Origin of the sequence: Micromonospora sp. S4605 (genome assembly GCF_003176715.1) — a bacterium.
Taxonomy (GTDB): Bacteria; Actinomycetota; Actinomycetes; order Mycobacteriales; family Micromonosporaceae; genus Micromonospora; species Micromonospora echinaurantiaca.
In genome coordinates, this window is the sequence record NZ_QGSW01000267.1 from 1 (window position 1) to 22,281 (window position 22,281).

Genomic DNA, 22,281 nt, shown 5'->3' on the forward strand with positions numbered 1-22,281 from the left:
ACCCCGGGCGCCGCGAGGATCAGTTGGCCCGCGGAGGCCCGCCCCACCACCCAGTGGGGAGTCGCTCACCCTCAACGGTGAGGATCCACAACACCACCGCAAACCCGGTGAACGTTAGTGGACACCGCACTAGCGGACGTGCACGAAGACCGGGTTGGAGTAGAACCAGAGGTCGTCCCAGGGGCTCTCCGTGCCGTCAGCGAGCGGTTCGGCCTCGTCTGTGTTTGTGCCGCGGACTCGGGCGTAGAGGTCGCCCCCGACGTCGCGAAGGGTGTGCCGGATGACGTAGTCGGCTCCCTGCCGGCGCCAGTCGCGCGGGCCGAACCGCGCCACGACCTTGGTGGTCGGGTTGGTGTCGGCGTCGAGGTTCGCGCTCGGGCCGACGATGTCGCCGACGATGAGGTCGACCCGCCGCACCTCTGGACGGTCGCCGTTGTGGTTGGCGCCGTTTAGCGGTCGGAACTTGATCTCGATTTCGACGTCGGTGCGGTTGCGGCGGCTCAGGGTGACGGTCTCCCCCATAGCGGCCGACCGGCCCTGGCCCCTCGCCGTCACATCGAGGCTGGTGACCAGATCACCGGTGGTCACCCAGATCCGTCCGTTGCGCAGGCCGTCCATGATGTCGCCGTAGTCCTGCCGGGCCAGCACATACGTCTTGCTGTACTCCCCCGGCCAGAAGTCGGCACCGCCGCGGGTCCAGTGCACGTGCGAGTCGGAGGTGGCGGTGATCCACCAGCGCCGGCCCTCACCGAGCAGCGAGTCCCACAGCCCACCGACCCGGGCGGTCATCTGGTCGAAGCCCCCGTAGGTGGGGTGGTTGCCGTAACCGCCGCGGGCGCCGCCGTTGAGCGGACCTGCCTGGTGCCCCGGCGCGCCCTCGAAGCCGACGTAGATTTCCGGCGCGACGTTGTGTCCGTTGCGGAACTCACGCGGGGTGTCCTGCCCGTAGACGCCGAGGCCTGGCGCCGACCGGGACGCGTGGTGGGCGATCACCAGCGGCTGATGCGGCATCCCCCGGGCCACCTTGAGGAACTCGATCATCTTCGCCTCGGTGTTGCGGCCGGGGTCGGCGGGGAACGGGTCGTTCTTGGCGAACCGGCTCTCCAGCTCGAACAGCTGCTGCGCCTCGCCCTCGTGGCGCGGGATCATCAGCGTGTGGTGGTCCAGGGCCGGGGTGTCGAACTCCATGCCCCAGAACTGCAGCACCTCGGGCACCAGCTTGCGGGAGAGCAGCAGGTCCGGGTACGCCTGCTCCAGGTTGACCTTCGAGTGGGTGGGTCCACCGTGGTCGGTGCACATCGCCCAGGTCAGGCCGAAGTTCTTCGCCATGATCGCGTTGGTGACGATCGGGTACACCGCGTCGGCGCCCTTGATGAACTTCGGCGGGTTGGTCGAGGTGTCGTAGTCGCCGCTGTATTCGGAGTGGACGTGGTGGTCGCCCGCCCGCCACACGCGGTTGCGGGAGCCGCCCCGCTGGTTGTCCTGGCGGTCCTCATGGTCGTCGGCCCAAGCGAGGCCACCACCCACGAGCGGGCTCGCGGCGGCAAGCGTCGCCCCTACACCGGCGTACTTGACCAGCTGGCGCCGTGACACCTGCGAACGCTCGACGTCTTCGTTATCGGTCCTTCTCAAGACGGAACCTCTCCTCGTTCAGCCGTTGCCCGTGTCAACCAATGAGCTTCGGCGGAGACGCTTAACACCTGATGAACACGGCCCAGGGCAACAACAAACACCCAGTCAGGGCGTGCTGAAGTTCCTTCGCTGCTGCCTCTACTGGCACCGGATCTGGTAACCGAGGCCAGCGCGAGCGGTGGTGCTCGGCGGCCCGACGACACGCGCCGGGATGATGCCCGCAGGCCTTGCTGAGGGTTTGTCTGCAGAGGCGGACGGGCGACCATTCTGAGAAGTCGCACCTGGGCGGTGCGCGGCGGCTACGCCCTGGCTGCGGGAGGACAGCGACGTCGTCGGGACGATCAGCGATAGCCGGTGGCGGCGGTTGACGGGGGCGCCGGCGGCGCGGTGTATATGGCCGTGTACAGCCTGGATCGTGGCGGCCTTGTGCTCGCCGTTGTTCGTAATCATGCTTCCGGCGAGCGTGTGTGACGCGGACGATCGTGGCGGGGTTGCGTGTGGTCTCAGGGACCCTCCCCTGAACGTCCTGCGTCCGCCACCTGGCGTGACGCCCACCTACCGGCGTCCCGGCTCAACTGTTCCGGCACACCGTGTCATCGTCTCGCGTGGCCGGAAGGAAGGATCGTGCGCGGAGCAGCATCCCGGCGGCGGCGAGTGCGCAGCAGATCGCTACCGCAGTGAGCGGTGCCCGATAGTCGCGGGTCACATGTAGGAGGAAGGCGGCCGCCAGTGGTGCGGTGGCTCGGGAGATGGTGACGGGCAGGGCGAGGATGCCGGCGATGCTGGCGTAGGCGGTGGTGCCGTATCGATCAGCGAGCAGGGCGGGGGCGGCGAGGCTGGACACGCCGAAGCCGAGCCCGAAGGCGACGACGGCGACGATGGAGCCGGTTCGGCTGGCGGCGAGGGCGGGCAGGCATGCGGCGGCGGCGGCCTGGATGGCGAAGATCGTGGCGACGATGGTGGTCATCGGGGCGAGCCGGCGGGCTGCGGTGAGGACGATGCGGCCGGTGACGGAGAGGACGCCGAGCAGGCCCGTGACGGTGGCGGCGAAGGTCGCGGGGTGGCCGCGGCTGGTGAGGTAGCCCACCAGGTGGACGACCATGGTGCTGGTGGCGGCGCCGTGGGCGACGAAGGTGACCACGAGGAGCCAGAAGCGGATGTCCCGGGTCGCGGTTCGGGCTGAGACCGAGCGTTCCTGCCGCCGGTGTTGCGTTGGTGGGTGGGACGGCCGTCGGATGGTGATGGCGTGCAATGGAACGGTGATCAGTCCGTGGATGGCGGCGAGGACGATCAGGGCGGTGCGCCAGTCGAGGTGTTCGACGAGCAGGCCGGTGAGCGGCAGGAAGATGGTGCTGGCGAAGCCGGCGACGATGGTGACGACCAGGAGGGCGTTGCTGCGTCGTTCGGGGGTGAACCAGGTGACGATGACGGCGAAGGCGGGCTCGTAGAGGACCATCGCGCCGGTGACGCCGATGCCGATCATCACGGCGTAGAGCTGCCAGACGGTGTGGACCTGGGACCATGCCAGGACCAGTGCGGTGGCGCTCGCCGAGCCGATGGTCATGAGACCCCGTCCGCCGTGGCGGTCGAGCCATCGTCCGACGGGGATGGTCATGAGCGCCCCGGCCAGGACCGAGGCGGTGAGGGCGCCGGTGACGGTGGTGGTGGACGCGCCGAGGGTGGCCGCCATCGGGGTGAGCAGGACCGCGTAGGCGTAGTACAGGGTGCCGTAGCCGACGGTTTGGGTGATGGCGAGCGCGGCGACGATCCGCCGGCCTTGGGTGGTGAAGTGCCCGGCGACCATGCGGTCGCCGGGCACCGTCGTGGTGGTGGGCATCAGCTGGCGCAGCAGCCGCCGGTCTGGCCGCCGGTCGGGGCGGTGTCGAGGTTGACGAGGTTCAGCGGCGCCGACAGAAGCCCACCGGCGATGCCGGTGGCCAGGCCGCGGCCCGCCGGCTCGGCGGCCGGTGCGGTGCCGCAGCAGCTGTCGCCGCCGGTCGAGTCGACGGGGTTGCTGTTGCAGACGCCGGTCTCCGGCAGGTCGAGCTGCACGTCCCGGGCAGCCGCCCAGTCCCCCGCGAGGGCGGCGACCACGGAGCGGACCTGCTCGTAGCCGGTGGCCATGAGGAACGTCGGTGCCCGCCCGTAGCTCTTCATGCCCACGGCGTAGTAGCCGGGCTCCGGGTGGGCGAGTTCGTCGACGCCGTGCGGCGGGACGGTGCCGCAGGAGTGCTCGTTGGGGTCGATCAGCGGGGCGAGCGCCCGGGTGGCGCCGAGCACGGGGTCGAGGTCCAGCCGCAGCTCGGCGGCGATGGAGTGGTCGGGGCGGAAGCCGGTGGCGGCGACGATCCGGTCCACCGCGACGGACTCCTCGCCGCCGTCGGCGGCGCGTACGACGACGGCGACCCGGCCGTCGGCCGGGTTGAGGGCGTGCACGGAGAAGCCGGTGAGCAACCGGATCCGGCCGGCCTCGACGTGCTCGCGCAGCCGGGAGCCGAGGGCGCCGCGGGCGGGCAGCGCGTCCGCGGCGCCGCCGCCATAGGTACGGGCCGGGCTGGTCGAACGGATCGCCCAGGTCACCTCCGTCCCGGGCTGGACGGCGGCCAGCTCGGCCAGGGACAGCAGCGTATTCGCCGCCGAGTGACCCGCGCCGACGACCAGGGTGTGCCGGCCGGCGAACCGCTCCCGGTCCGCGCCGAGGACGTCGGGTAGCGCGTGCTCCAGGAACGGGGCGGCGACGTTCTCTCCGCGGGCGGGCAGGCCGGAGGCACCGAGGACGTTCGGGGTACCCCAGGTGCCGGAGGCGTCGATCACCGCCCGGGCCAGGACCTCCTCGCCGTCGGTGAGGCGGACCAGGAACGGCGCCTGCTCGCGGCCGGCGGTGCGCAGCCGGTCCAGGCCGAGCCGGCTGATCGCCTCGACCCGGGCTCCGTAGCGCAGGTGCGGCTTGAGCGGCGGTAGCTCCGCGAGGGGCTGGAGGTAGTCGGCGGCGAGCTCGGCGCCGGTCGGCAGAGCGTCGGGGTTCGGGGCGACCCAGCCGGCCTCGTCGAGCAACTGCCGGGCAGCCGGGTCAATGTTGTACCGCCATGGTGAGAACACCCGCACGTGCCCCCACTGTCGCACTGCCGCCCCGGCGGTGTCACCGGCTTCGAGGACGGTGAAGGGCAGGCCGCGCTCGTGTAGGTGCGCGGCGGCGGCCAGGCCCACCGGCCCAGCGCCGATCACCATGACGGGCAGCTTGTCCAGGACGCTCATCAGGAACTCCCTTGCATCGAAAATTCTCGTAGCGGGGTGCACTTGGCTAGTCGATGTGTTTTGGTACTGACGGATGCGGCTTTTGCGGCGGACAATGTCCGGTCTGGCTGCCCGCCCTCGCTGCTTCCCTATCGCTTGTCGCCGATCGGCGATGGCGCGGCAGCGGCGGAGAGTGCGGCGAGGCAGACGGTGGCGAGGACCAGCCGCGCCACCGCCGTGAGGGTGTTGGGGTCGACGCGGTCTGGGGTGTCGGCGGCGCTGTGGTAGCCCGCCATGCCGGCGCCGATGCCGACGGCGGCGAACCCGGCGCTGCCGTAGCGTCGGTTGTCCGAGGCCACCGGACCGGCGACCAGGGGTACGCCGGTGTGCCGGCCGGCCTGGTCGAGCAGGGCGAGCAGCTGGTGGGCCGGTCCGCCAGCCTCGACGGCCACGGCGTGGTCCAGCCGTCCGGCGCCGTCGACGTTGACGACGAGGGGGTTCGCGCCGGTGGCGCGTAGTCGTTGGGCGTGGTGGGCGGAGCCGAAGGCGCCGATCTCTTCGCCGTCGAGCAGCGCGACGGACAGTCCGACGCTCTGAAGTGGTCCGGCGGCGAGGATCCGAGCGGCCTCGAGGACCACTGCCACGCCGCTGGCGTTGTCCGCCGCGCCCGGTTGTCGCAGTCCAGGGTGGTCACCCACGCCGTCGTAGTGCGCGGTGAGCAGCAGATCCACGCCGCCGGTTGCCGGCGGACGGACGGTGGCGTGGATGTTGGCGGCGGTGACGTCGAGGCGGCGCAGCGGTGCGTTACCGCTCAGCCAGCCACTGTCAGTAGCTGCGGCGAGGACCGCTTGGTGGGTGGTGGGGTCGAGCGTCAGTATCGGCAGCGGTCCCTGATCCGGGCCGGCGAGGGTGGTGAACTGCCAGCCGTCGGCGTCGACGGGGCGATTCAGGAGCAGTCCCGCTGCCCGGTGGGCGTGACCGTAGGCGTCGAACAGGCTCATTCCCGTCGGCACGACGAGCCACCGACCGGTCGGAGAGTCGGCGCCGACAACGCCCAGCAACCCATGCCTGACCTCGGGGACATTCGCGGACGCGAGGTGAATCCCAACCTCCCGGCCGAAAGTCAGGCGGTGCGCGGTAGCGTCGCTGCCCCAGCTCACGATGGGTGCGGCGGCCACGTCGGGCACCGCGCGGACAGGGAACTCGTCGGTATGTACGGTCGCGCCGAGCGCGGCGAGGTGGTTGGCGAGCCAGGCGCGCGCGGATGCGCCACCGGGCGATCCGACCCGCCGACCGGCGAAGCCGTCGGAGGCCAAGGCGGCTACCGTGGCGGCCATCCGAGCACCCGACACTTCGTGCAGCAGGGTGGCCATGGGGATGGGTGAAGCGGTAGCGGGGCTCATTCGCAGCACCCTTGTCCCGCGGTGACCGCATCGGCCTTCGCCTCGGCACCGCAGCAGGAGCCCGCGGCCGCGGCGGCGTCCGGAGTGCCGCAACACGGCCCAGCCGTCGCGGACGTGCCGGCGGGCGGCAGGATCGACCCGACCGCCTGCGCGGGGCTGCCGCAGCAGGAACCCGAGCCGGTAACGGCCAGGGCGGCGGCCGGGTCGCCGGCGAACCCGCCGGCCGTCTGGGTGTTCTCGCTCATCGTGGTGGCCTTCCCGTCGCTCATCGGGGGCTGGTCTGGGTGTAGGCGATGGTGCGGGCGTGCTCGTAGCGACGTTGCGCGCGCTGTTCCGCGGTGGACACCCGGGCACAAGAGTCGCAGAACCGCACCTCCGCCCGAGCCGGCACTGACCGCCGAGCCTTGCCAAACATGACGATCCCCTTGTCGGAGCCTGTCTTGACATCTGTCTAAGCAGAGACTTGCACACTGATTAGAGAGATGTCAACCTAGAGGCATGTCGAAGCAAGAGACGCCTCTCACCCTGGTGGACCTGAACGCCGACACGCCCTGCTGCGAACCGCTGGCGCAGCGCCGGGTGCCGGCCGAGACGGCCGCCGTCCTCGCGCCCGCCTTCAAGGCCCTCGGCGACCCGGTCCGGCTCCAGCTGATGTCGATGATCGCCTCCGCCGAGGGCGGCGAAGCCTGCGTCTGCGACCTCACTCCCGCCTTCGACCTCACTGGGCCGACCATTTCCCACCACCTGAAGACCCTCCGCGAGGCGGGCCTCGTGGACGCGGAGCGACGCGGCACCTGGGTCTACTACCGGGCGCGCCCGGGCATGCTGCGCCAGCTCGCGGCACTGCTCACCGTCGAGCCAGTCCCCGCCTCCTAGAGCAGCGCCACCACCAGACGCCCCCGTCACCACAGCCGGAGTCGCCGCGGCGACGGCTACTGGCGTCGGCGGCACGCGCCCATGACCAGCCTCTCGCGATTACCGGAAGCGACGCCACGGGAGCGAGGCCGGGTCATGCGCCGGCGTCAGCCGCGGTGGGCCTGTTGGGCTCCTGCCGCCGGCGTCCTCGCCGTGGCTGGTCGGACAGGTGCGCCGCGAGGGCCGCGATGACATGGTCTGCGTCGCGTCCGACCCCGCGCAGGGTGTTCGACGAGAACGATCGCTGGAACTCCAGGCCAAGGTAGACGAGCCCTGGGTGGGTGGTGGAAACTCCCCCGACCTGTCGAGGCATGCCACGCTCAGCTGTGCGCAGCGGCTCCAGGTAGGGAAGGCTCGGACGGTAGCCCGTGGCGTAGATAACCGCGTCGACCGCCTCGGCGGTGCCATCGCTCCAGATGACCCCCTCGGGGGTGAAGGCGGTGAACATCTCCCGGCGGGTGAAGAGCCCGCTGGCGAGCGCGTTGCGGTAGTTCCCGGTGTCGAACACCGCAGCGTGCCGGATGAGTCGAGTGAGCACCCATCGGGGTAGACGGTCCGCGCCGGTGACACGAAGCCAGTAGTGCATGTCGCGCCCCCGGATACGCTGCGGCACGAACTGGATTGGCGCGCGGCTGGCCAGGGTGACGTCCGCTTGCGCCGCGAGTTCGTAGGCGACCTGGACCGCGGAGTTGCCGGCACCGACGACGACAACGCGCTGTCCCGAGTACGGCTCGGGCCGGCGGTATTCGGCGACGTGCCGCAGATCAGCCGCGTACCGGTCCTGGCCCGGCAGTGTCGGTACGTACGGGTTGGCGAACGATCCGCTGGCGGCGACAACACCCGCCGCCGCGAGTTCGTCGCCGGCCGCGGTGCGGACGAGGTAGCCGCCGCCGGGACGCGATCGCACCGCGGCGACTCGCACGCCAGTGCGGATGTCGACGTCCAGCCTGGCCGCGTAGCGGCGCAGGTAGTCCACCACCTCGTCCCTACTCGGGTAGCGGTCCGGGTCACCGCCATCAAAGGCCATGCCAGGCAGGGCGCTGTAGCGGGCGGGCGAGAACAGGGTGAGGCTGTCGTAGTAGTCCGGCCAGGAGCCGACCGGTTCGGCGCCGGCCTCCAGGACGATCGGACGGAGGCCCGCCTCGGTGACGGCGCGGGCGGCGGCGAGGCCGGACTGGCCGCCGCCGACGATGATCACGGGTTCGGTACGAGGAGTCACGTCGCCATCATATCGGTTTTTTGTTGAATGACAATATGATGGTGATGCGAGAGGGTGTGAACATGGAGCAGTCGACGTCCGAGCTGGGCCCTCCCCCGTCCGGGCCCCAAAGCCAGGGCGCGCCGGCGGAGCTGGCCGAGGAAACGCACGAGTTTCTGAAGGCGCTGGGCAGTCCGACCCGGCAGCGGATCATGATGCTGTTCGCTCAGGGCGCCGAGCTGTCCGTCGGGCAGATCGCGGAACAGGTGGGAATCAGCCAGGCGACGGCGTCGCAGCAGCTCGCGTTGCTCCGACGCGGCCGGGTAGTGACGTCCCGGCGCGCCGGCAAGACGGTCTATTACCGGGCGGACCGGGAAGGGGCCCTCACCGCGCTGACCGATCTGCGCTCGTACCTGTTGACCTGTTGCTAGGCGTTTCGCCTAGGCGGGCGGAGCATCTTCTCCGGCAGGGCGGGCGCCTTCGTCGCCGGGCGGTGGGGCCGGCGCGGCGTTTTCGTCGGCGCGGGCCTGTCGCCAGCGAATCGCCTGCACCTCGTCGATGCTGTAGTAGATCTCCTTCGGGTCGCCGTCCGGACGCCCGACAACCCTGGTGAACGGCAGGCCGAGTGTGGCGTAGTCGTAGTGCGCCTTGAGCAACCTGGTCAGGCCGGCCAATCCTCCGATGATCTTGCTACGGCTGGTGCCGGCTGCTCGCGCCAACTCGTCGCTGCCAAACAGCGTGCCGGGATGCTGCGCCAGCGTGTCCAGCACGGCGACGACGGTGCGATAGGCGGCACTGCGTCCCTTGCTCAGGCGGCGCAGGTCCTCAACCGGCCAGGGGGTGCCCTGATGTTCCGGCTTCGGAGTGGATCGAAGCCGTGGTACGGGACGGGGCCGCGTCTGGGCGTCGAGCTCGGCGATCAGCCGCGCCACGTGGGGGACGTATGCGACCGGTACGGCCACGAGCACCACGTCCTCGCCGCCGCGGAAGGTGGGTCCGGGGGGCGCGGGCGCCTCGCCGGTGCCGGGGTTCTCGATGGAGGTCATCACATGCTCGGATGGGCGGTCACTGTGGCGGTCGGAGGAACGAAACGATAGCCCAGCCCGCGGACCGTGACGATGATCGGCGGCTGGTCGGGGCGCAGGGTCAAACGCTTGCGCAGTCGCTTGATGTGCACGGTCAGGGTGTTGGAGTTCTCCCCAGACAGGCCTTGCCAGACCGCGGAGAGCAGCTGCTCGCGGGTGACCGTCCGCTCGGCGTGGGTCATGAAGAAGTAGAGCAGCCGGAACTCCTTCATGGGCAGAGTGACCGGTCTGCCGTGCAGGTACACCTCGAGGGTGGCGGGGTCGACTTTGAGCGCCCCCATCTCGATCGGTGGGTCGAGGGTCCCGGCGGTTTCCGGGCGGATCGCCCGGAGGATGGGGACGATCTCCTCGGCCCGGTATGGGCGGCGCACGCAGGCGGTGGCTCCTGCCTTGAGCACGGCGGCGGCGAGTGGGCCGTCGTCGTCGCCGACGCCGACGACGGTCGGGGATGCCCGCTCGGCCGGCGAGCAGGCGCACGAGTTCGATGCTGCTCATGGTGGCCAGGCCCGCCGCGACCAGGGCCGCGTCCGGATGCAGGGCTCCCGCGCCAAGGAGCGCCTCGGCGGCGTGCGGGAAGTGGTGCCCGCGGACCCGATGACCTACGAGCTGGTCGACGAGTTCACCGCCGACGCTGTCGTCGTCCACTACCAGCAGCACGAAACGCCCGTCGGATCGAGGGTCACCCTTGGTGGCCTCGACGAGGTTGTTCATCGGCACCGACTCCGGATCGAGTTAGGGCCCTCACCAGTGGCTGCGGCCGGTGAGGACGATCTACCGTGCTGCGGCTACCGCAGTCGGCAGGGCATGCGTTCGTCGCCTCCGATGGTGGAGGTGCTGATCTGAGCCAGTGGGGCTTCGCCGGAATGCTGCGAAGCCCCACGGGTCAACGACGGGAGATCTGCTCGGGTTTTCCTCCGTGGGCGGGGACGCGGTGGGCGCGTACACGATGGCAGCTGGCGGATCAGCCGAAGCGGCCGGTGATGTAGTCCTCGGTGCGCTTGTCGCCGGGGTTGGTGAACAGCTTGCCGGTCTGGCTGAACTCCACCAGGCGGCCGTGGCGCTCCTGCTTCTGGTCGACCTCGGCGGTGAAGAACGCGGTGTAGTGGCTGACTCGGGCGGCCTGCTGCATGTTGTGCGTGACGATCACAATCGTGTAGTCGTGCGCCAGCTCGAACATCAGGTCCTCGATCTTCGCCGTGGCGATCGGGTCCAGCGCCGAGCAGGGCTCGTCCATCAGGATGATCTCGGGCTTGACCGCGATCGTGCGGGCGATGCACAGCCGCTGCTGTTGGCCACCGGACAGGGCCAGGCCGCTGGTCTTCAGCTTGTCCTTGACCTCGTCCCACAGCGCCGCGTCGCGCAGCGCCTTCTCCACGAGGTCGTCCATGTTGTCGACCTTCATCCCGGTGACGCGCGGGCCGTAGGCGACGTTGTCGTAGATCGACTTCGGGAAGGGGTTCGGCTTCTGGAAGACCATGCCGATGCGCCGTCGTACCTCGATCGGGTCGACGTCCTTGGCGTACAGGTCCTGACCGTGGTAGGTGACCGATCCGGTCACCCGCGCGCCGGGGATCAGGTCGTTCATCCGGTTCAGCGACCGCAGGATGGTCGACTTGCCGCAGCCGGACGGACCGATCATGGCGGTGATCTGCTTGCGCTGGATCGGCATCGACGTGTCACGCACGGCCTCGTAGGCGCCGTAGTAGACGCTGACGCCGGACAGTTCCATGACCGGCACCGCCGATGTGGGCTGGTGGCCCGCGCTCTGGTTGCCGACGGCGGCGATGCTGACCGCGGGGCGGCTGGTCGTGCTGGACTGGTTCACAGTGGTCACCTCTGACTCGTGCTGGGGGCGGTGTCGCGGCTGAGTTGTCACGGCTTTGGTCACCAGCGCTTCTCGAACCGGTTCCGCACGAAGATCGCGATCGAGTTCATGACGAGCACGATGCCGAGCAGCAGGACGATCGCGCCCGCCGCGAGTTCGGTGTACTCGGCTTGGGATCGCGTGATGAAGGTGTAGATCTGGATCGGCAGCGCCGTGTACGCGCTGTCGAGCCCGTCCGGGTTGAAGGTGATGAAGGTGACCGCGCCGAGGACGATCAGCGGTGCGGCCTCACCGATTGCCCGGGACAGGGCCAGAATCGACCCGGTCGCGATGCCGGGCACCGCCGAGGGCAGCACCTGCCGCGACACCGTCTGCCACTTGGTGGCGCCGAGGGCGTACGAGGCTTGGCGGATCGACTGCGGCACCGCGCGGATGGCCTCCCGGGTGGCGATGATGACCACGGGCAGCACCAGCAGCGACAGCACGATCGCGGCGGTGATCACCGTGAAGCCCAGACCGAGGGCCCGGGCGATGATGCCCAGGCCGAGGATGCCGAAGATGATCGACGGTACGCCGGCGAGGTTCTGGATGTTCAACTCCAGCAGCCGGTTGTACCAGCGGGTGTTGTCGGCGTACTCCTCGAGGTAGATCGCGCTGAGGATGCCGATCGGCAGGCAGATGATCGCGACGAGCGAGATGATCCACAAGGTGCCGACCAGGGCGGACTGCACGCCGGCGCTGTCGAGGCGGCTGACCAGGCCGGTGGGCATCTCGGTCCAGAGCCGGGAGTCCAGGCGGTTCCAACCCTTGATGAGCACCCAGGCCAGCAGCGCGCTGAGCACGCCGAACGCGATGAGCAGGCACGCCTGCATGGCGAGGCGGAAGGCCACCTCGCCGGGACGGCTGCGGCGCTGAGTCAGCGCGTTACCCGGCGCGGAGGGTTCCGGCCGGGTGGTGGTGATGGTGGGCGTGGTCACTCGTAGACCTCCCTGAAGCGACGGACCATCCGGATCGACACCGCGTTGAGCACGAAGGTGATGAGGAACAGCAACGCGCCGACGGCGAAGACAGAGTCGTAGTCCAGGGAGCCGACCGGGATGTCACCGGAGGAGATGTTGGCGATGAAGGCGGTCATCGTGGCCGCGCCCTCGAGCGGGTTGACGGTGACCTTGTCGGAGACCAGCCCGCCGGCGATGGTGACGATCATGGTTTCGCCCACCGCCCGGGAGATGCCCAGCACGATCGCGGCGACGATGCCGGAGATGGCGGCGGGAACGACCACCCGGGTCGACACCTGCATTTTCGTCGAGGCCAGGGCGTAGGCGCCTTCGCGGAGGCTGCGGGGCACGGAGGCCATGGAGTCCTCCGAGATGCTGGCGATTGTCGGCACGATCATGATGCCCATGGCGATGCCGGCGATGAGCAGGTTCTGGAAGCCGGGCTTGGTGTCGCCGGGCCAGATCTGCTGCAGCAGCGGGTTGAGCGCGAACAGCGCGACGAAGCCGTAGACGACGGTCGGCACACCGGCAAGCAGCTCGATCATCGGCTTGAGCAGCTTGCGCGTGGCTGGCTTGGCGTATTCCGACAGGTAGATCGCCGAGCCCAGACCGATCGGGACCGCGATCAGCAGCGCGATGACGGTCACCACCATGGTCGCGCCGACCAGCGGCAGCACCCCGTACGCCTTTTGGGCGAAGGTGGGGGTCCAGCTGGTGCCGGTGAAGAACTCGACGATGCTGACCTGCTGGAAGAACTCGATGGTCGGCCCGACCAGCGCGATGACGATGCCGACCGTGGTGGCGATCGACACGAGGGCGGCGGCAACGAGCAGCACCTTGACGATGCTGTCCACGGGACGGCGGCGGCCCCGCCGCAGGGTGCTACCTGCGGCGGAGCCGACGCTCGGGGTGCTGGTGGTCACGTCAGACCGCGGCCTTCAGGGAGTCGAACTCGCTCTTCAGCGTGCCCTTCTGCTGCTCGGTCAGCGGGACGTACTTCGCCTCCTTGACGATGTCGTCGATCTGCTCGATGTAGAAGGTGACGAAGTCGGCGACCTGCGGCTTCTTAACCGCGGCGTCGCTGACGTAGATGAACAGCGGCCGGGACAGCGGCTTGTAGGTGTTCTCCTGGGCGGTCTTGAGGCTCGGCTCGACACAGCCCGCGCCGCCGTCAACCTTGAGCGCCTTGAGCTTGTCGGCGTTCTCCTCGAAGTAGGTGAAGCCGAAGTAGCCCAGGCCGCCCTTGGTGCCGGAGACACCCTGCACGGTCACGTTGTCGTTCTCCGAGGCGGTGTAGTCGGTGCGGCTGGCACCCTCCTCACCGTTGATCTCGTCGGTGAAGTAGTCGAAGGTGCCGGAGTCGGTGCCCGCGCCGAAGAGCTTCAGCGGCTCGTTCGGGAACTTCGGGTCGACCTGGTTCCAGTTGTTGACCTTGGAGTTCGGCTCCCAGATCTTCTTCAGCTGGTCCACGGTGAGGCAGTCAGCCCAGGTGTTGTCCTTGTTGACCACGACGGTGAGAGCGTCGTTGGCAACGATCAGTTCCTTGTACTTGATCCCGGCCGCCTCGCACGCCTTCTTCTCCTCGTCCTTGATGGGGCGGGAGGCGTCGGAGATGTCGGTCTCACCCTTGCAGAACTTCTCGAAGCCACCGCCGGTGCCCGAGGTGGCGACCGAAACGTTGACGCCGCTCTGGCCACCCTCCTTGTAGAAGGTGGCGGCGGCCTCACTCAGCGGAGCGACGGTGCTCGACCCGTCAACCTTCACCTCGCCGGAGAGCTTCTCGCCACCCGCGGCGTTGTTGTTCTCGGCGTTGTTGCTGCAGCCGGCAAGCGCGAGCGCGGCGAGCGCGACGCCGGCGAGGACGCGCCGCGAGAGCACGTTGCGGTTCACCAGGTAAGCCTCTCTATCGGGTTGCATCAGCCCGTCCGGGCCGTACGAAAGTCAAGGTAGGAGGGCCAGGTAGCCGCCCGGCCGGACGCAAGTGAACGAAAAGTGAACTCCCCGGCGCGGATCATGGCCGGCGACGGCGAAATTGTGACGTTCACGCCGTCGGCGGGCGCGATGTCCGAAGCGCGGCTTCGGCTAGAGGCGGATGGTCCCCGTCACCAGGTAGACGACCTGACGCGCCACGTTGACAGCGTGGTCGGCGTAACGTTCGTAGTAGCGGCCCACGAGGGCCAGGTCGATGGCCGACTCGACGCCGTAGGGCCAGCCGGATACGAGCATCTCCAGCAGCCGCGCCTGGGCGGCGTCGACCTCGTCGTCGTCAAGTCCCAACTGCATCGCGTCGAGCTGGTCGCGGGTCGCCAGCACGATGGAGGTCTTGTCGGCGATGCGGGCGGCGGCGTCCGCCATCGCGGTCATGACCTGCACCGCCGGCTCGGGTACGACGGTCACCGGGTGCCGCATCAGGACGACCTTGGCGATGTGCACGGCGAGGTCTCCCATGCGTTCCAGGTCCGCGGCGATCCGCAGGGCGCACAGCAGCAGGCGCAGGTCGCCGGCCACCGGCTGGAGACGGACCACAAGCTGCGGGATGGCGGCGTGCACGTCGTCGCGCATCGCGTTGAGCACGGCGTCGCTTCTCACCACGGTCTCGGCTGCGACCCGGTCAACACTCAGCAGTGCAGCGCTGGCGCCTCGGATGGCGGCCGCCGCGTCCCGGCTCATGATGGCCAGGACGCCGGTGAGCCGGTCAAGCTGCTCGTCGTAGCTGTCCCGGCTCATGGCATTCCTCTCCCGCCCGCGCAACCTGGTCCGATGTCGGGACCGGTCGGGCGATCAGACGGGGCTCCCGGGGTTCAGGGCCGCAGTCTCAGGCGCTCCCAGCAACGTACCTGTTCTGGTGCCGCAGGGCAGACCGGGCCGAGCGCGGGCGCGCTGATGCCCTGTTTCAGGCCCTGCTTGCGTGCCTGAGCACCCATTGGTGGGCGGCGATCTGAACGGCGTCGTAGGGGCTGCCGAGGGGTGGCGTGTAGGAGAGGTCGAGGTCGCTGATCTGATCGACGGTCATCCGGTGGTGCAGCGCGGTGGCGTAGATGTCGACGCGTTTGGCGACGGCGGTGTCGCGGTGTCCGATCAGCTGCGCGCCGAGGAGGTGTCCGCTGGTCTGGTCGCCGGTGATCGTGATGGTGATGGGCCGGGCGCCGGGGTAGTAGGCCTTGTGGTCGTCGGCGGTGGTGCGGTGGCTGACCGGGTGGAATCCGTCCTGCGTCGCTTCCTGGTCCCGCAGGCCGGTGCGGGCGGCGACCAGGTCGAAGACTTTGACGACCTGGGTGCCGACGGAACCGGCGAAAGTGCGCCGCCCACCGACGGCGTTCTCCCCCGCCACCGTGCCCTGCTTGTGTGACGTCGACCCGAGCGGCAGGTAGGCGTCGGTGTCCAGGACGCGGTGGTAGGTGTGGGCGCAGTCACCGGCGGCCCAGATGCCGGGCACGCTGGTGCGCATCTGCCGGTCGACGGCGATCGCGTCCCGCGTGCCGAGTGCGACGCCGGCGGACCGGGCCACCGTGGTGTCGGGGCGCACGCCGACGACCACGAGCACGACGTCAACGGAGGCGGTGAAGGCGTCCTGCGGCTCGTTCGTGCGGTGGCCGTCGACGACCAAGCGGCCATGCGTTCCGCGATCGATGGCGGTGATGGCGATGCCGGTTCGGACCTCGACGTCGTGGCGGTCCAGTTCGTCGGCGACGAGGCGGGCGAGGTCGGCGTCGACCGTCGGCAGGACCTGCGGCAGTTGCTCGACGATGGTGACCTTCAGGCCGCGGGCGTGCAGCGCCTCGGCCATCTCCAGGCCGATGTAGCCGGCGCCGACGATCAGCGCGTGCCGAGGCGCCTGGTCGAGGGTGGCGGTCAGGGCGCGGGTGTCGCCGATGGTGTGCAGCACGTGGACGCCGTCGGTAGGGCCGAGCTTGTCCAGGCCGGCGATGGGCGGACGCATGGGCTCGGCGCCCGTGCCGATGATGAGACTGTCGTAGTCCAGCCGCTGCTCGTCGCCGTTGGAGGTGGTGACCGTGACCTGGCGGGCTGCGGGATCGATCGCGGTGGCCCGGGTGTTCAGCATCAGTTGCAGACCCGCCGCTTCCAGGTCGGCGCGGGTGCGGTGGGCGAGGTTGCGCCAGTCGGGGACATCGCCAGAGATGTGGTACGGGATGCCGCAGATGGAGTAGTTCGGGTAGGCGTCGGCGACGACCAGCAGCGGCGCGACGTCGGGATCGAGTTCGCGGGCGCGCAGCCCCGCGGAGATCCCGGCGTCGCTGCCGCCGATGATGAGCAGGCGGGTCACGCCCGGCCCGGAACGAGTTCGCGGACGAGTTGCTGGACGCGGTCGCGGATGTCGTCGCGGATGGGCCGGACGGCCTCGACGCCCTTGCCGGCGGGGTCTTCGAGCGTCCAGTCCTCGTACCGCTTGCCCGGGAAGACCGGGCAGACGTCGCCGCAGCCCATGGTGATGATGACGTCGGAGGACTCGGCGGTGGCGTACTCCAGCAGCTTCGGGGTCTGATGGGTGATGTCGATGCCGACCTCGCGCATGGCCTCCACGGCGGCGGGGTTGATCTGGTCGGCGGGCTCGCTGCCGGCGGAGCGGACCTCGACGTCGTCGCCGGCGAAGTGGCGCAGCCAGCCTGCGGCCATCTGGGAGCGGCCGGCGTTGTGGACGCACACGAACAGAACGGTGGGCTTGTCGCTCATTCCTGCACTCCTTGCTGATGTCCGTTGGTGGCGGCGAGGTGGGCGGCGTTGCAGGTGGTGCAGCGCAGCTGGCGTGCCGGTGGTTCGACCCTCACCTGCCGGTTGATCGGTGCGAGACGGGTCAGGTGCACCGCGGCGACGACGACGTGGTCGCGGCAGACCGCGGCGCCGCACCCGGTGCAGATCCCGACAACGCCAGCGGCGCCGCAGTCCAGGCAGGTCATCGGATCGCCGACGGCGCGGTGATCTCTGGGAAGAGGCGGCGGCGCAGGCCGAGGCTGACGTAGACCAGCGCCACCAGGACCGGAACCTCGATCAGCGGGCCGACCACCCCGGCGAGGGCCTGACCGCTGGTTACCCCGAACGTGCCGATGGCAACGGCGATGGCGAGCTCGAAGTTGTTGCCGGCGGCGGTGAACGCCAGGGTGGTGGTGCGCTCGTAGTTCAGACCGATGGCCCGGCCGAGGGCGTAGGAGCCGGCCCACATGATCGCGAAGTAGGCGAGCAGCGGCACGGCGATCAGCGCCACGTCCCAGGGGCGTGAGGTGATGGCGTCGCCCTGCAGGGCGAAGAGGATGACGATGGTGAACAGCAGCCCGTAGAGGGCGACCGGGCCGATCTTCGGCAGGAAGCGTCCCTCGTACCAGTCGCGGCCCTTGGCGCGCTCCCCGAGCCGGCGGGTCAGGAATCCGGCGAGCAGCGGGATGCCGAGGAAGAGGAGCACGTTGACGGCGATGTCCCAGCCGGAGACGGTCAGCTCGGCGCCGGGCAGGTCGAGCCACTGCGGCAGCAGGGTGAGATAGAACCAGCCGAGCAGGCCGAAGGCGAGGACCTGGAACACCGAGTTGAGGGCGACCAGGACGGCTGCGGCCTCGCGGTCGCCGCAGGCGAGGTCGTTCCAGATGATGACCATGGCGATGCATCGGGCCAGCCCGACGATGATCAGGCCGGTGCGGTACTCGGGCTGGTCGGCGAGGAAGATCCACGCCAGGGCGAACATCACCGCCGGCCCGACGATCCAGTTCAGCATGAGCGAGGAGAACAGCAGGCGCCGGTCACCGGTGACCGTGTCGAGCCGGTCGTAGCGGACCTTGGCCAGCACCGGGTACATCATGATCAGCAGGCCGAGGGCGATCGGCAGGGAGATACCGCCGATCTTGACAGCGTCCAGCGCGCTGTTCAGGCCGGGGATCAGCCGCCCGAGCAGCAGACCGGCCACCATCGCCAGACCGATCCAGATCGGGAGGAACTGATCGAGGCGGGATAGGCGGGCGACAACCACCTGCGTCCCTGTTGAACGCTGGTCGATGTTGGTCATCAGCACTCCCTGCGGGCGTCGGAACGGGCGCGAGCGTGGCGCGCCAGGTCGGTCAGGTGGCCGGCGGCGGCTTCGAGCGCCTCAGGCACCAGGCGGTAGTAGGTGAACCGGCCGCGGGGCTCGGCGACCACCAGGCCGGCCTCCCGCAGCTGTCGGAGGTGGTTGGAGATGTTGGGCTGCTTGGCGCCGGTGTCCTCCACCAGGTGGCAGGTGCAGGCGGGGCCGTCGGCGAGCAGCGCGACGATCTGCGCGCGCAGCGGGTCCGCCAGCAGCCGGATCACATCAGGCGTGCGTGATATCAGCACGTAATGATGTAATCACGGCCGCAGGGTGTCCGTCCAATCGGCCCTCTCCGAGCCGACAGGAAGCCTGAAACCGGACGAAGTGGTCCGTGCGAGCCCGCCGCTTCGCTCTCGGAAGCAACGATACTTGACAACAAAGGTTGAGTCGAAGGAAATTGAGTCAATGACAGGTGAGCGGAAGACCCTTGAGGTAAGGGCCCGAATGCATGCGGCGCTGAGCGATCCCGCCCGGCTCGCCATCATCGACACCCTGCTCGTCGGTGACGCCTCCCCCGGGGAGCTGGCCCGCTCCCTGGACATGCCGACCAACCTGACCGCGCACCACCTCAAGGTGCTGCAGGACAGCGGTCTGGTGGTACGGCACCGATCAGAGGGCGACAGGCGTCGCACCTACGTGCGGCTGGTGCCCGAGATGCTCAACGACCTGCTGCCCGCTCCCACCCGAACCGCACCCCGCGTCGTGTTCGTCTGCACGCACAACTCCGCCCGCTCCCAGCTCGCCGCCGCGCTGTGGTCGCACCGCAGCAGCGTCCCCGCCGCCTCGGCCGGCACCGATCCCGCACCGCGCGTACATCCCCGCGCCCTGCGCACGGCAGAGCGTCACGGCCTGGTGGTCGCGCACCCCCGCCCGGTGCACGTCGCCGACGTCGTCCGATCCGACGACCTCGTCGTGGCGGTATGCGACAACGCGCACGAGAACCTCGGCAACGAGGCCCCACACCTGCACTGGTCGGTGGCCGACCCCGCACCGGCCGACACCGACGAGGCGTTCGAGGCCGCCTACCGCGAGCTCGCCGACCGCATCGACCGGCTCGCCCCTGCCGTCAGGGCCAGCGACAACACCTGACCACGGCGGGCGAGCACGCCACCCCTCCGGCACAGCCGGGCAAGAACGACGAGGACGACCCATGGAGCTGGCCTGGCTGGCCGCCATCGTGATCATCGCGTTGGCTTTCGACTTCACCAACGGCTTCCACGACGCGGCGAACGCCATTGCCACCTCCATCGGCACGCGGGCGCTGACACCCCGCGTCGCGCTGGGGATGGCGGCGGTCATGAACCTCGTCGGCGCGCTAATCAGCACCGGGGTCGCGCAGACCGTCGGCGCCGGCATCATCGCCACCCCCACCGGCGAGGAAGGACTCCTCGTCGTTTTCGCCGCGCTGGTCGGGGCGATCGGCTGGAACCTGCTCACCTGGTATTTCGGGTTGCCGTCATCCTCGTCGCACGCCCTGATCGGCGGTCTCGTCGGCGCGGCGATCGCCGCCGCCACCACCGTCAAGTGGGACGGGGTGCTCGACAAGGTCGTCATCCCCATGGTCGTATCCCCGCTGATCGGTTTCGTCGTCGCGTACCTGCTGCACATCGCGATCCTGTGGACGCTGCGCCGCGTCGCTCCCGGGCCGGCCAACCGGGGACTGCGCCGCGCGCAGACCCTGTCCGCCGCCGCGATGGCACTCGGGCACGGCCTGCAGGACGCGCAGAAGACCATGGGTGTCATCGTGCTTGCCCTGGTGACCGTCGATTGGCAATCGGATTTCACCGTCCCGCTGTGGGTGATCCTCTCCGTCGCCGTCGCGATGGCAGCGGGCACGTACGCGGGCGGCTGGCGCATCATCCGCACCCTGTCCCGACGTGTTGTCGCCCTGGAACCCTCCAGCGGGTTCGCCGCGGAGATCACCGCCGCGACCGTTCTCTACACCACCGCGGCCCTGCACCTGCCCGTCTCCACGACCCACACCATCACCTCGGCCATCCTCGGCGCTGGCGCCAGCCGGCGCCTGTCCGCCGTGCGATGGAAGGTCGCCCGCACCATCCTCGGCGCCTGGATCCTGACCCTTCCCGGCGCCGCGCTCACCGCCGCTGCCACCTACCTCCTTCTCGTCGCGCTTGGCCGGGTGATCTGACCATGACATTCCCGTCGTTGCCCCCGCTGCGCCCCGGAACCCACCTCACGCCCGAGGACGGCGCCTGCCTGATGGAGCTGGTTTCCCTGATCGCAGGAGAGCCTTTCAGCGACCATCCCCGCTGCACCGACCCGACCCTGGCGACGATCGCCAGGGTGGTCAACGACGCCCTCAGCGACAGCAGCCGGCAGGCCCTCGTGCCGCTGGCCGGCACGCTCGTCGGCCGCGCCGGCGACCCGGCCCGCCTGGCACCCCGGCTGGTAAGTACCTGTCTGACGGTCACACAGCAGCGCCTCCCCCGCCCTTCCAGGACGCTGCAGCGGCATCTGCGTCGGGCCGTGCGGCGTGCGGCGGCGCAACGTCAGCCGCGCTCGGCGTGGATCGTCCGGCTGACCGCGTGGCTCTACGCGCGCGGCCCCGCGCAACAGGCCATCACCGCGATGATCATGGCCGTGCGTCGTCTCCCCGCCAAAGAGCGGGACCGCGCCCTGCTGCAGGTGTTCTCCGCCGCGGTGACAGTGACCTATCCGGCCGCCCGACGGGACTGGGCGCGGCGCGTTCAGCAGCCGCGTTCCAGCGAGCGCGCACCGGTCGTCCTGGGCCCACGCGAGCGCATGTCGTAGCCGTCCGGTCCCGAGCCGACCCGCCGAGGCGTGGTAGTCCCATCAGCCGACGGGATTGCTGCCGTGCCTCTCCGTGAGCCGGCCGACGATGTCGGCGACGGTGGCCTTCGCGGTACGGCCCGCCCCCACCAGGGTGGCGGACGCGGTTCCGGTCCAGTCGCCGTACCCCAGCAAGTAGAGGCGAGGTTCCTCGACCGACCGCGTGCCCACGGTGGCCACCGCGCCGTCGCTTGGTCGCAACCCCAGCGGCTCCAGATGCGCGAGATTTGGTCGGAAGCCGGTGCACCAGATGACCGCGTCACAGTGCTGCTCCGTGCCGTCCGACCAGGCGACGCCACGCTTGGTGAGCCGCTGGAACATGGGCCGGGCGTGCAGGACGCCCCGGTCGCGTGCGTCGCGAACGCTGGGCACCATCACGATGTCCCCGAGGTCGGCGACACCACCGCCAGCTCCGGCGGCGGCGTGCCGGGTGGCAACGCCGAACAGAACACGGCCGTCGACGTCGTCGGGCATGAACCGCGCAGGGCGCAGGGCGACCCAGGTGGTGTCGGCGACCCGGGACACCTCGGCCAGGATCTGCGCCGCGGAGTTACCTCCGCCGACAATTACCACGCGCTGCCCCCGGAAGGCCTCCGGCGAGGTGTAGTCCACTGTGTGTAGCTGCCGTCCCGCGAAAGCATCTCGTCCCGGCAGGTCCGGCACAAACGGGCACTCCCATGTGCCGGTCGCGGAGATGATGTACCGGGCCAGCCAAGGGTCGGCACTGGTGTCTACCGCCAGCCGTTCATCCATCGACCGCACCGAGTGCACTCGAACCGGGCGGCGAACCGGAAGGTCATAACGCTGCTCGTAGGCGCGCAGGTAGTCCACGACGTGCTCTGCGGTAGGGAAATCCTCGCCGTCCTGCCGCGGCATGCCCCATCCCGGTAGCGGGCTGTACTCGGCCGGAGAAAACAGACGCAGCGCGTCCCAGCCGTGCCGCCACGCCCCACCGGGCTCGGACTGAGCGTCAAGGATGACGTAGTCCAGTCCGGCGCGGCGCAGGTAGTAGCCCGCCGCCAGGCCAGCCTGACCGCCACCGATCACGACGACGTCACACGACTCGGCCATACGCGGCACCTCCTTGTGTCCGCCGATCATCATGCCGAG

General features: G+C 69.8%; 24 protein-coding genes and 1 pseudogene. 5 read left to right on the forward strand and 20 right to left on the reverse strand.

The annotated features are described in order from the left end of the window. Positions 1–129: 129 nt before the first annotated feature. The 6 genes from DLJ47_RS23975 to DLJ47_RS35915 all read right to left on the reverse strand — a co-directional run bounded on the left by DLJ47_RS23975 (position 130) and on the right by DLJ47_RS35915 (position 6,684). Complete coding sequence (locus DLJ47_RS23975) at positions 130–1,593, reverse strand: phosphoesterase (RefSeq protein ID WP_233257985.1); 1,464 nt, start codon at positions 1,591–1,593, stop codon at positions 130–132. Positions 1,594–2,203: 610 nt separating this feature from the next. After that, complete coding sequence (locus tag DLJ47_RS23980) at positions 2,204–3,469, reverse strand: MFS transporter (RefSeq protein WP_109902984.1); 1,266 nt, start codon at positions 3,467–3,469, stop codon at positions 2,204–2,206. Next, on the reverse strand, positions 3,469–4,887 hold the full coding sequence (locus DLJ47_RS23985; RefSeq protein ID WP_109902986.1) for an FAD-dependent oxidoreductase: 1,419 nt from the start codon (positions 4,885–4,887) through the stop codon (positions 3,469–3,471). Before DLJ47_RS23985 ends, DLJ47_RS23980 begins: the two co-directional genes overlap by 1 nt. A gap of 128 nt (positions 4,888–5,015) precedes the next feature. Further along, entirely contained in the window at positions 5,016–6,203 is a 1,188-nt protein-coding gene (locus DLJ47_RS23990) for a M28 family metallopeptidase (protein WP_109903032.1), read from the reverse strand. 62 nt (positions 6,204–6,265) lie between these two features. Next, positions 6,266–6,538 (reverse strand): hypothetical protein, encoded by a 273-nt coding sequence (locus DLJ47_RS23995; protein WP_233257986.1) that lies wholly within the window; start codon positions 6,536–6,538, stop codon positions 6,266–6,268. Continuing rightward, entirely contained in the window at positions 6,535–6,684 is a 150-nt protein-coding gene (locus DLJ47_RS35915; protein ID WP_158289889.1) for a hypothetical protein, read from the reverse strand. Before DLJ47_RS35915 ends, DLJ47_RS23995 begins: the two co-directional genes overlap by 4 nt. A gap of 83 nt (positions 6,685–6,767) precedes the next feature. On the opposite strand from DLJ47_RS35915, the gene DLJ47_RS24000 reads away from it, so the two are divergent. Further along, entirely contained in the window at positions 6,768–7,145 is a 378-nt protein-coding gene (locus DLJ47_RS24000) for an ArsR/SmtB family transcription factor (RefSeq protein WP_109902990.1), read from the forward strand. A gap of 133 nt (positions 7,146–7,278) precedes the next feature. Here DLJ47_RS24000 and DLJ47_RS24005 read toward each other — a convergent pair whose 3' ends face one another. Further along, positions 7,279–8,382 carry a flavin-containing monooxygenase gene (locus tag DLJ47_RS24005; protein WP_109902992.1) on the reverse strand — a complete coding sequence of 368 codons (1,104 nt, stop codon included), beginning with the start codon at positions 8,380–8,382 and terminating at the stop codon, positions 7,279–7,281. 83 nt (positions 8,383–8,465) lie between these two features. Here DLJ47_RS24005 and DLJ47_RS24010 point away from each other — a divergent pair, with 83 nt between their 5' ends. After that, complete coding sequence (locus DLJ47_RS24010; RefSeq protein ID WP_109903034.1) at positions 8,466–8,813, forward strand: ArsR/SmtB family transcription factor; 348 nt, start codon at positions 8,466–8,468, stop codon at positions 8,811–8,813. A gap of 9 nt (positions 8,814–8,822) precedes the next feature. On the opposite strand, the gene DLJ47_RS24015 is transcribed toward DLJ47_RS24010, so the two are convergent. From DLJ47_RS24015 to DLJ47_RS24070, 12 genes and pseudogenes are all read right to left on the reverse strand, one after another. Beyond that, the gene (locus DLJ47_RS24015; RefSeq protein WP_199235988.1) at positions 8,823–9,428 is read right to left on the reverse strand and encodes a hypothetical protein; all 606 of its coding nucleotides are present in this window, start codon (positions 9,426–9,428) and stop codon (positions 8,823–8,825) included. After that, positions 9,428–10,178: pseudogene (locus tag DLJ47_RS24020) on the reverse strand (winged-helix domain-containing protein). Before DLJ47_RS24020 ends, DLJ47_RS24015 begins: the two are co-directional and overlap by 1 nt. 250 nt (positions 10,179–10,428) lie before the next feature. Beyond that, a complete protein-coding gene (pstB, locus tag DLJ47_RS24025) occupies positions 10,429–11,292 on the reverse strand; it encodes a phosphate ABC transporter ATP-binding protein PstB (protein ID WP_109902994.1) in 864 nt (287 codons plus the stop codon). A 59-nt stretch (positions 11,293–11,351) separates the two neighbouring features. After that, a complete protein-coding gene (gene pstA / locus DLJ47_RS24030; RefSeq protein ID WP_109902996.1) occupies positions 11,352–12,269 on the reverse strand; it encodes a phosphate ABC transporter permease PstA in 918 nt (305 codons plus the stop codon). Beyond that, entirely contained in the window at positions 12,266–13,213 is a 948-nt protein-coding gene (gene pstC / locus DLJ47_RS24035; RefSeq protein ID WP_109902998.1) for a phosphate ABC transporter permease subunit PstC, read from the reverse strand. Before pstC ends, pstA begins: the two co-directional genes overlap by 4 nt. 1 nt (position 13,214) lies before the next feature. Further along, complete coding sequence (locus tag DLJ47_RS24040; RefSeq protein WP_109903036.1) at positions 13,215–14,180, reverse strand: PstS family phosphate ABC transporter substrate-binding protein; 966 nt, start codon at positions 14,178–14,180, stop codon at positions 13,215–13,217. Between the two features lie 192 nt (positions 14,181–14,372). Beyond that, complete coding sequence (gene phoU, locus DLJ47_RS24045) at positions 14,373–15,017, reverse strand: phosphate signaling complex protein PhoU (protein ID WP_109903000.1); 645 nt, start codon at positions 15,015–15,017, stop codon at positions 14,373–14,375. Positions 15,018–15,183: 166 nt separating this feature from the next. After that, positions 15,184–16,575, reverse strand: coding sequence for an FAD-dependent oxidoreductase (locus DLJ47_RS24050; protein WP_109903002.1), 1,392 nt, complete (start codon positions 16,573–16,575; stop codon positions 15,184–15,186). Further along, complete coding sequence (locus DLJ47_RS24055) at positions 16,572–16,982, reverse strand: arsenate reductase ArsC (protein ID WP_109903004.1); 411 nt, start codon at positions 16,980–16,982, stop codon at positions 16,572–16,574. Before DLJ47_RS24055 ends, DLJ47_RS24050 begins: the two co-directional genes overlap by 4 nt. After that, entirely contained in the window at positions 16,979–17,206 is a 228-nt protein-coding gene (locus DLJ47_RS24060) for a DUF2180 family protein (protein WP_109903006.1), read from the reverse strand. Before DLJ47_RS24060 ends, DLJ47_RS24055 begins: the two co-directional genes overlap by 4 nt. After that, positions 17,203–18,300 carry an ACR3 family arsenite efflux transporter gene (arsB, locus tag DLJ47_RS24065; protein ID WP_109903038.1) on the reverse strand — a complete coding sequence of 366 codons (1,098 nt, stop codon included), beginning with the start codon at positions 18,298–18,300 and terminating at the stop codon, positions 17,203–17,205. Before arsB ends, DLJ47_RS24060 begins: the two co-directional genes overlap by 4 nt. Beyond that, the gene (locus DLJ47_RS24070; RefSeq protein WP_233257987.1) at positions 18,300–18,605 is read right to left on the reverse strand and encodes an ArsR/SmtB family transcription factor; all 306 of its coding nucleotides are present in this window, start codon (positions 18,603–18,605) and stop codon (positions 18,300–18,302) included. The genes arsB and DLJ47_RS24070 overlap by 1 nt, the downstream gene beginning before the upstream one ends. Positions 18,606–18,804: 199 nt before the next feature. Here DLJ47_RS24070 and DLJ47_RS24075 point away from each other — a divergent pair, with 199 nt between their 5' ends. The 3 genes from DLJ47_RS24075 to DLJ47_RS24085 all read left to right on the forward strand — a co-directional run bounded on the left by DLJ47_RS24075 (position 18,805) and on the right by DLJ47_RS24085 (position 21,132). Beyond that, on the forward strand, positions 18,805–19,449 hold the full coding sequence (locus tag DLJ47_RS24075) for an arsenate reductase/protein-tyrosine-phosphatase family protein (protein WP_233257988.1): 645 nt from the start codon (positions 18,805–18,807) through the stop codon (positions 19,447–19,449). A gap of 61 nt (positions 19,450–19,510) precedes the next feature. Then, the gene (locus tag DLJ47_RS24080; RefSeq protein ID WP_109903012.1) at positions 19,511–20,509 is read left to right on the forward strand and encodes an inorganic phosphate transporter; all 999 of its coding nucleotides are present in this window, start codon (positions 19,511–19,513) and stop codon (positions 20,507–20,509) included. A gap of 2 nt (positions 20,510–20,511) precedes the next feature. Beyond that, a complete protein-coding gene (locus DLJ47_RS24085) occupies positions 20,512–21,132 on the forward strand; it encodes a hypothetical protein (RefSeq protein WP_109903014.1) in 621 nt (206 codons plus the stop codon). Between the two features lie 42 nt (positions 21,133–21,174). Here DLJ47_RS24085 and DLJ47_RS24090 read toward each other — a convergent pair whose 3' ends face one another. Further along, positions 21,175–22,275, reverse strand: a complete 1,101-nt coding sequence (locus DLJ47_RS24090) for an ArsO family NAD(P)H-dependent flavin-containing monooxygenase (protein WP_233257989.1) — start codon at positions 22,273–22,275, stop codon at positions 21,175–21,177. Between the last annotated feature and the right edge of the window lie 6 nt (positions 22,276–22,281).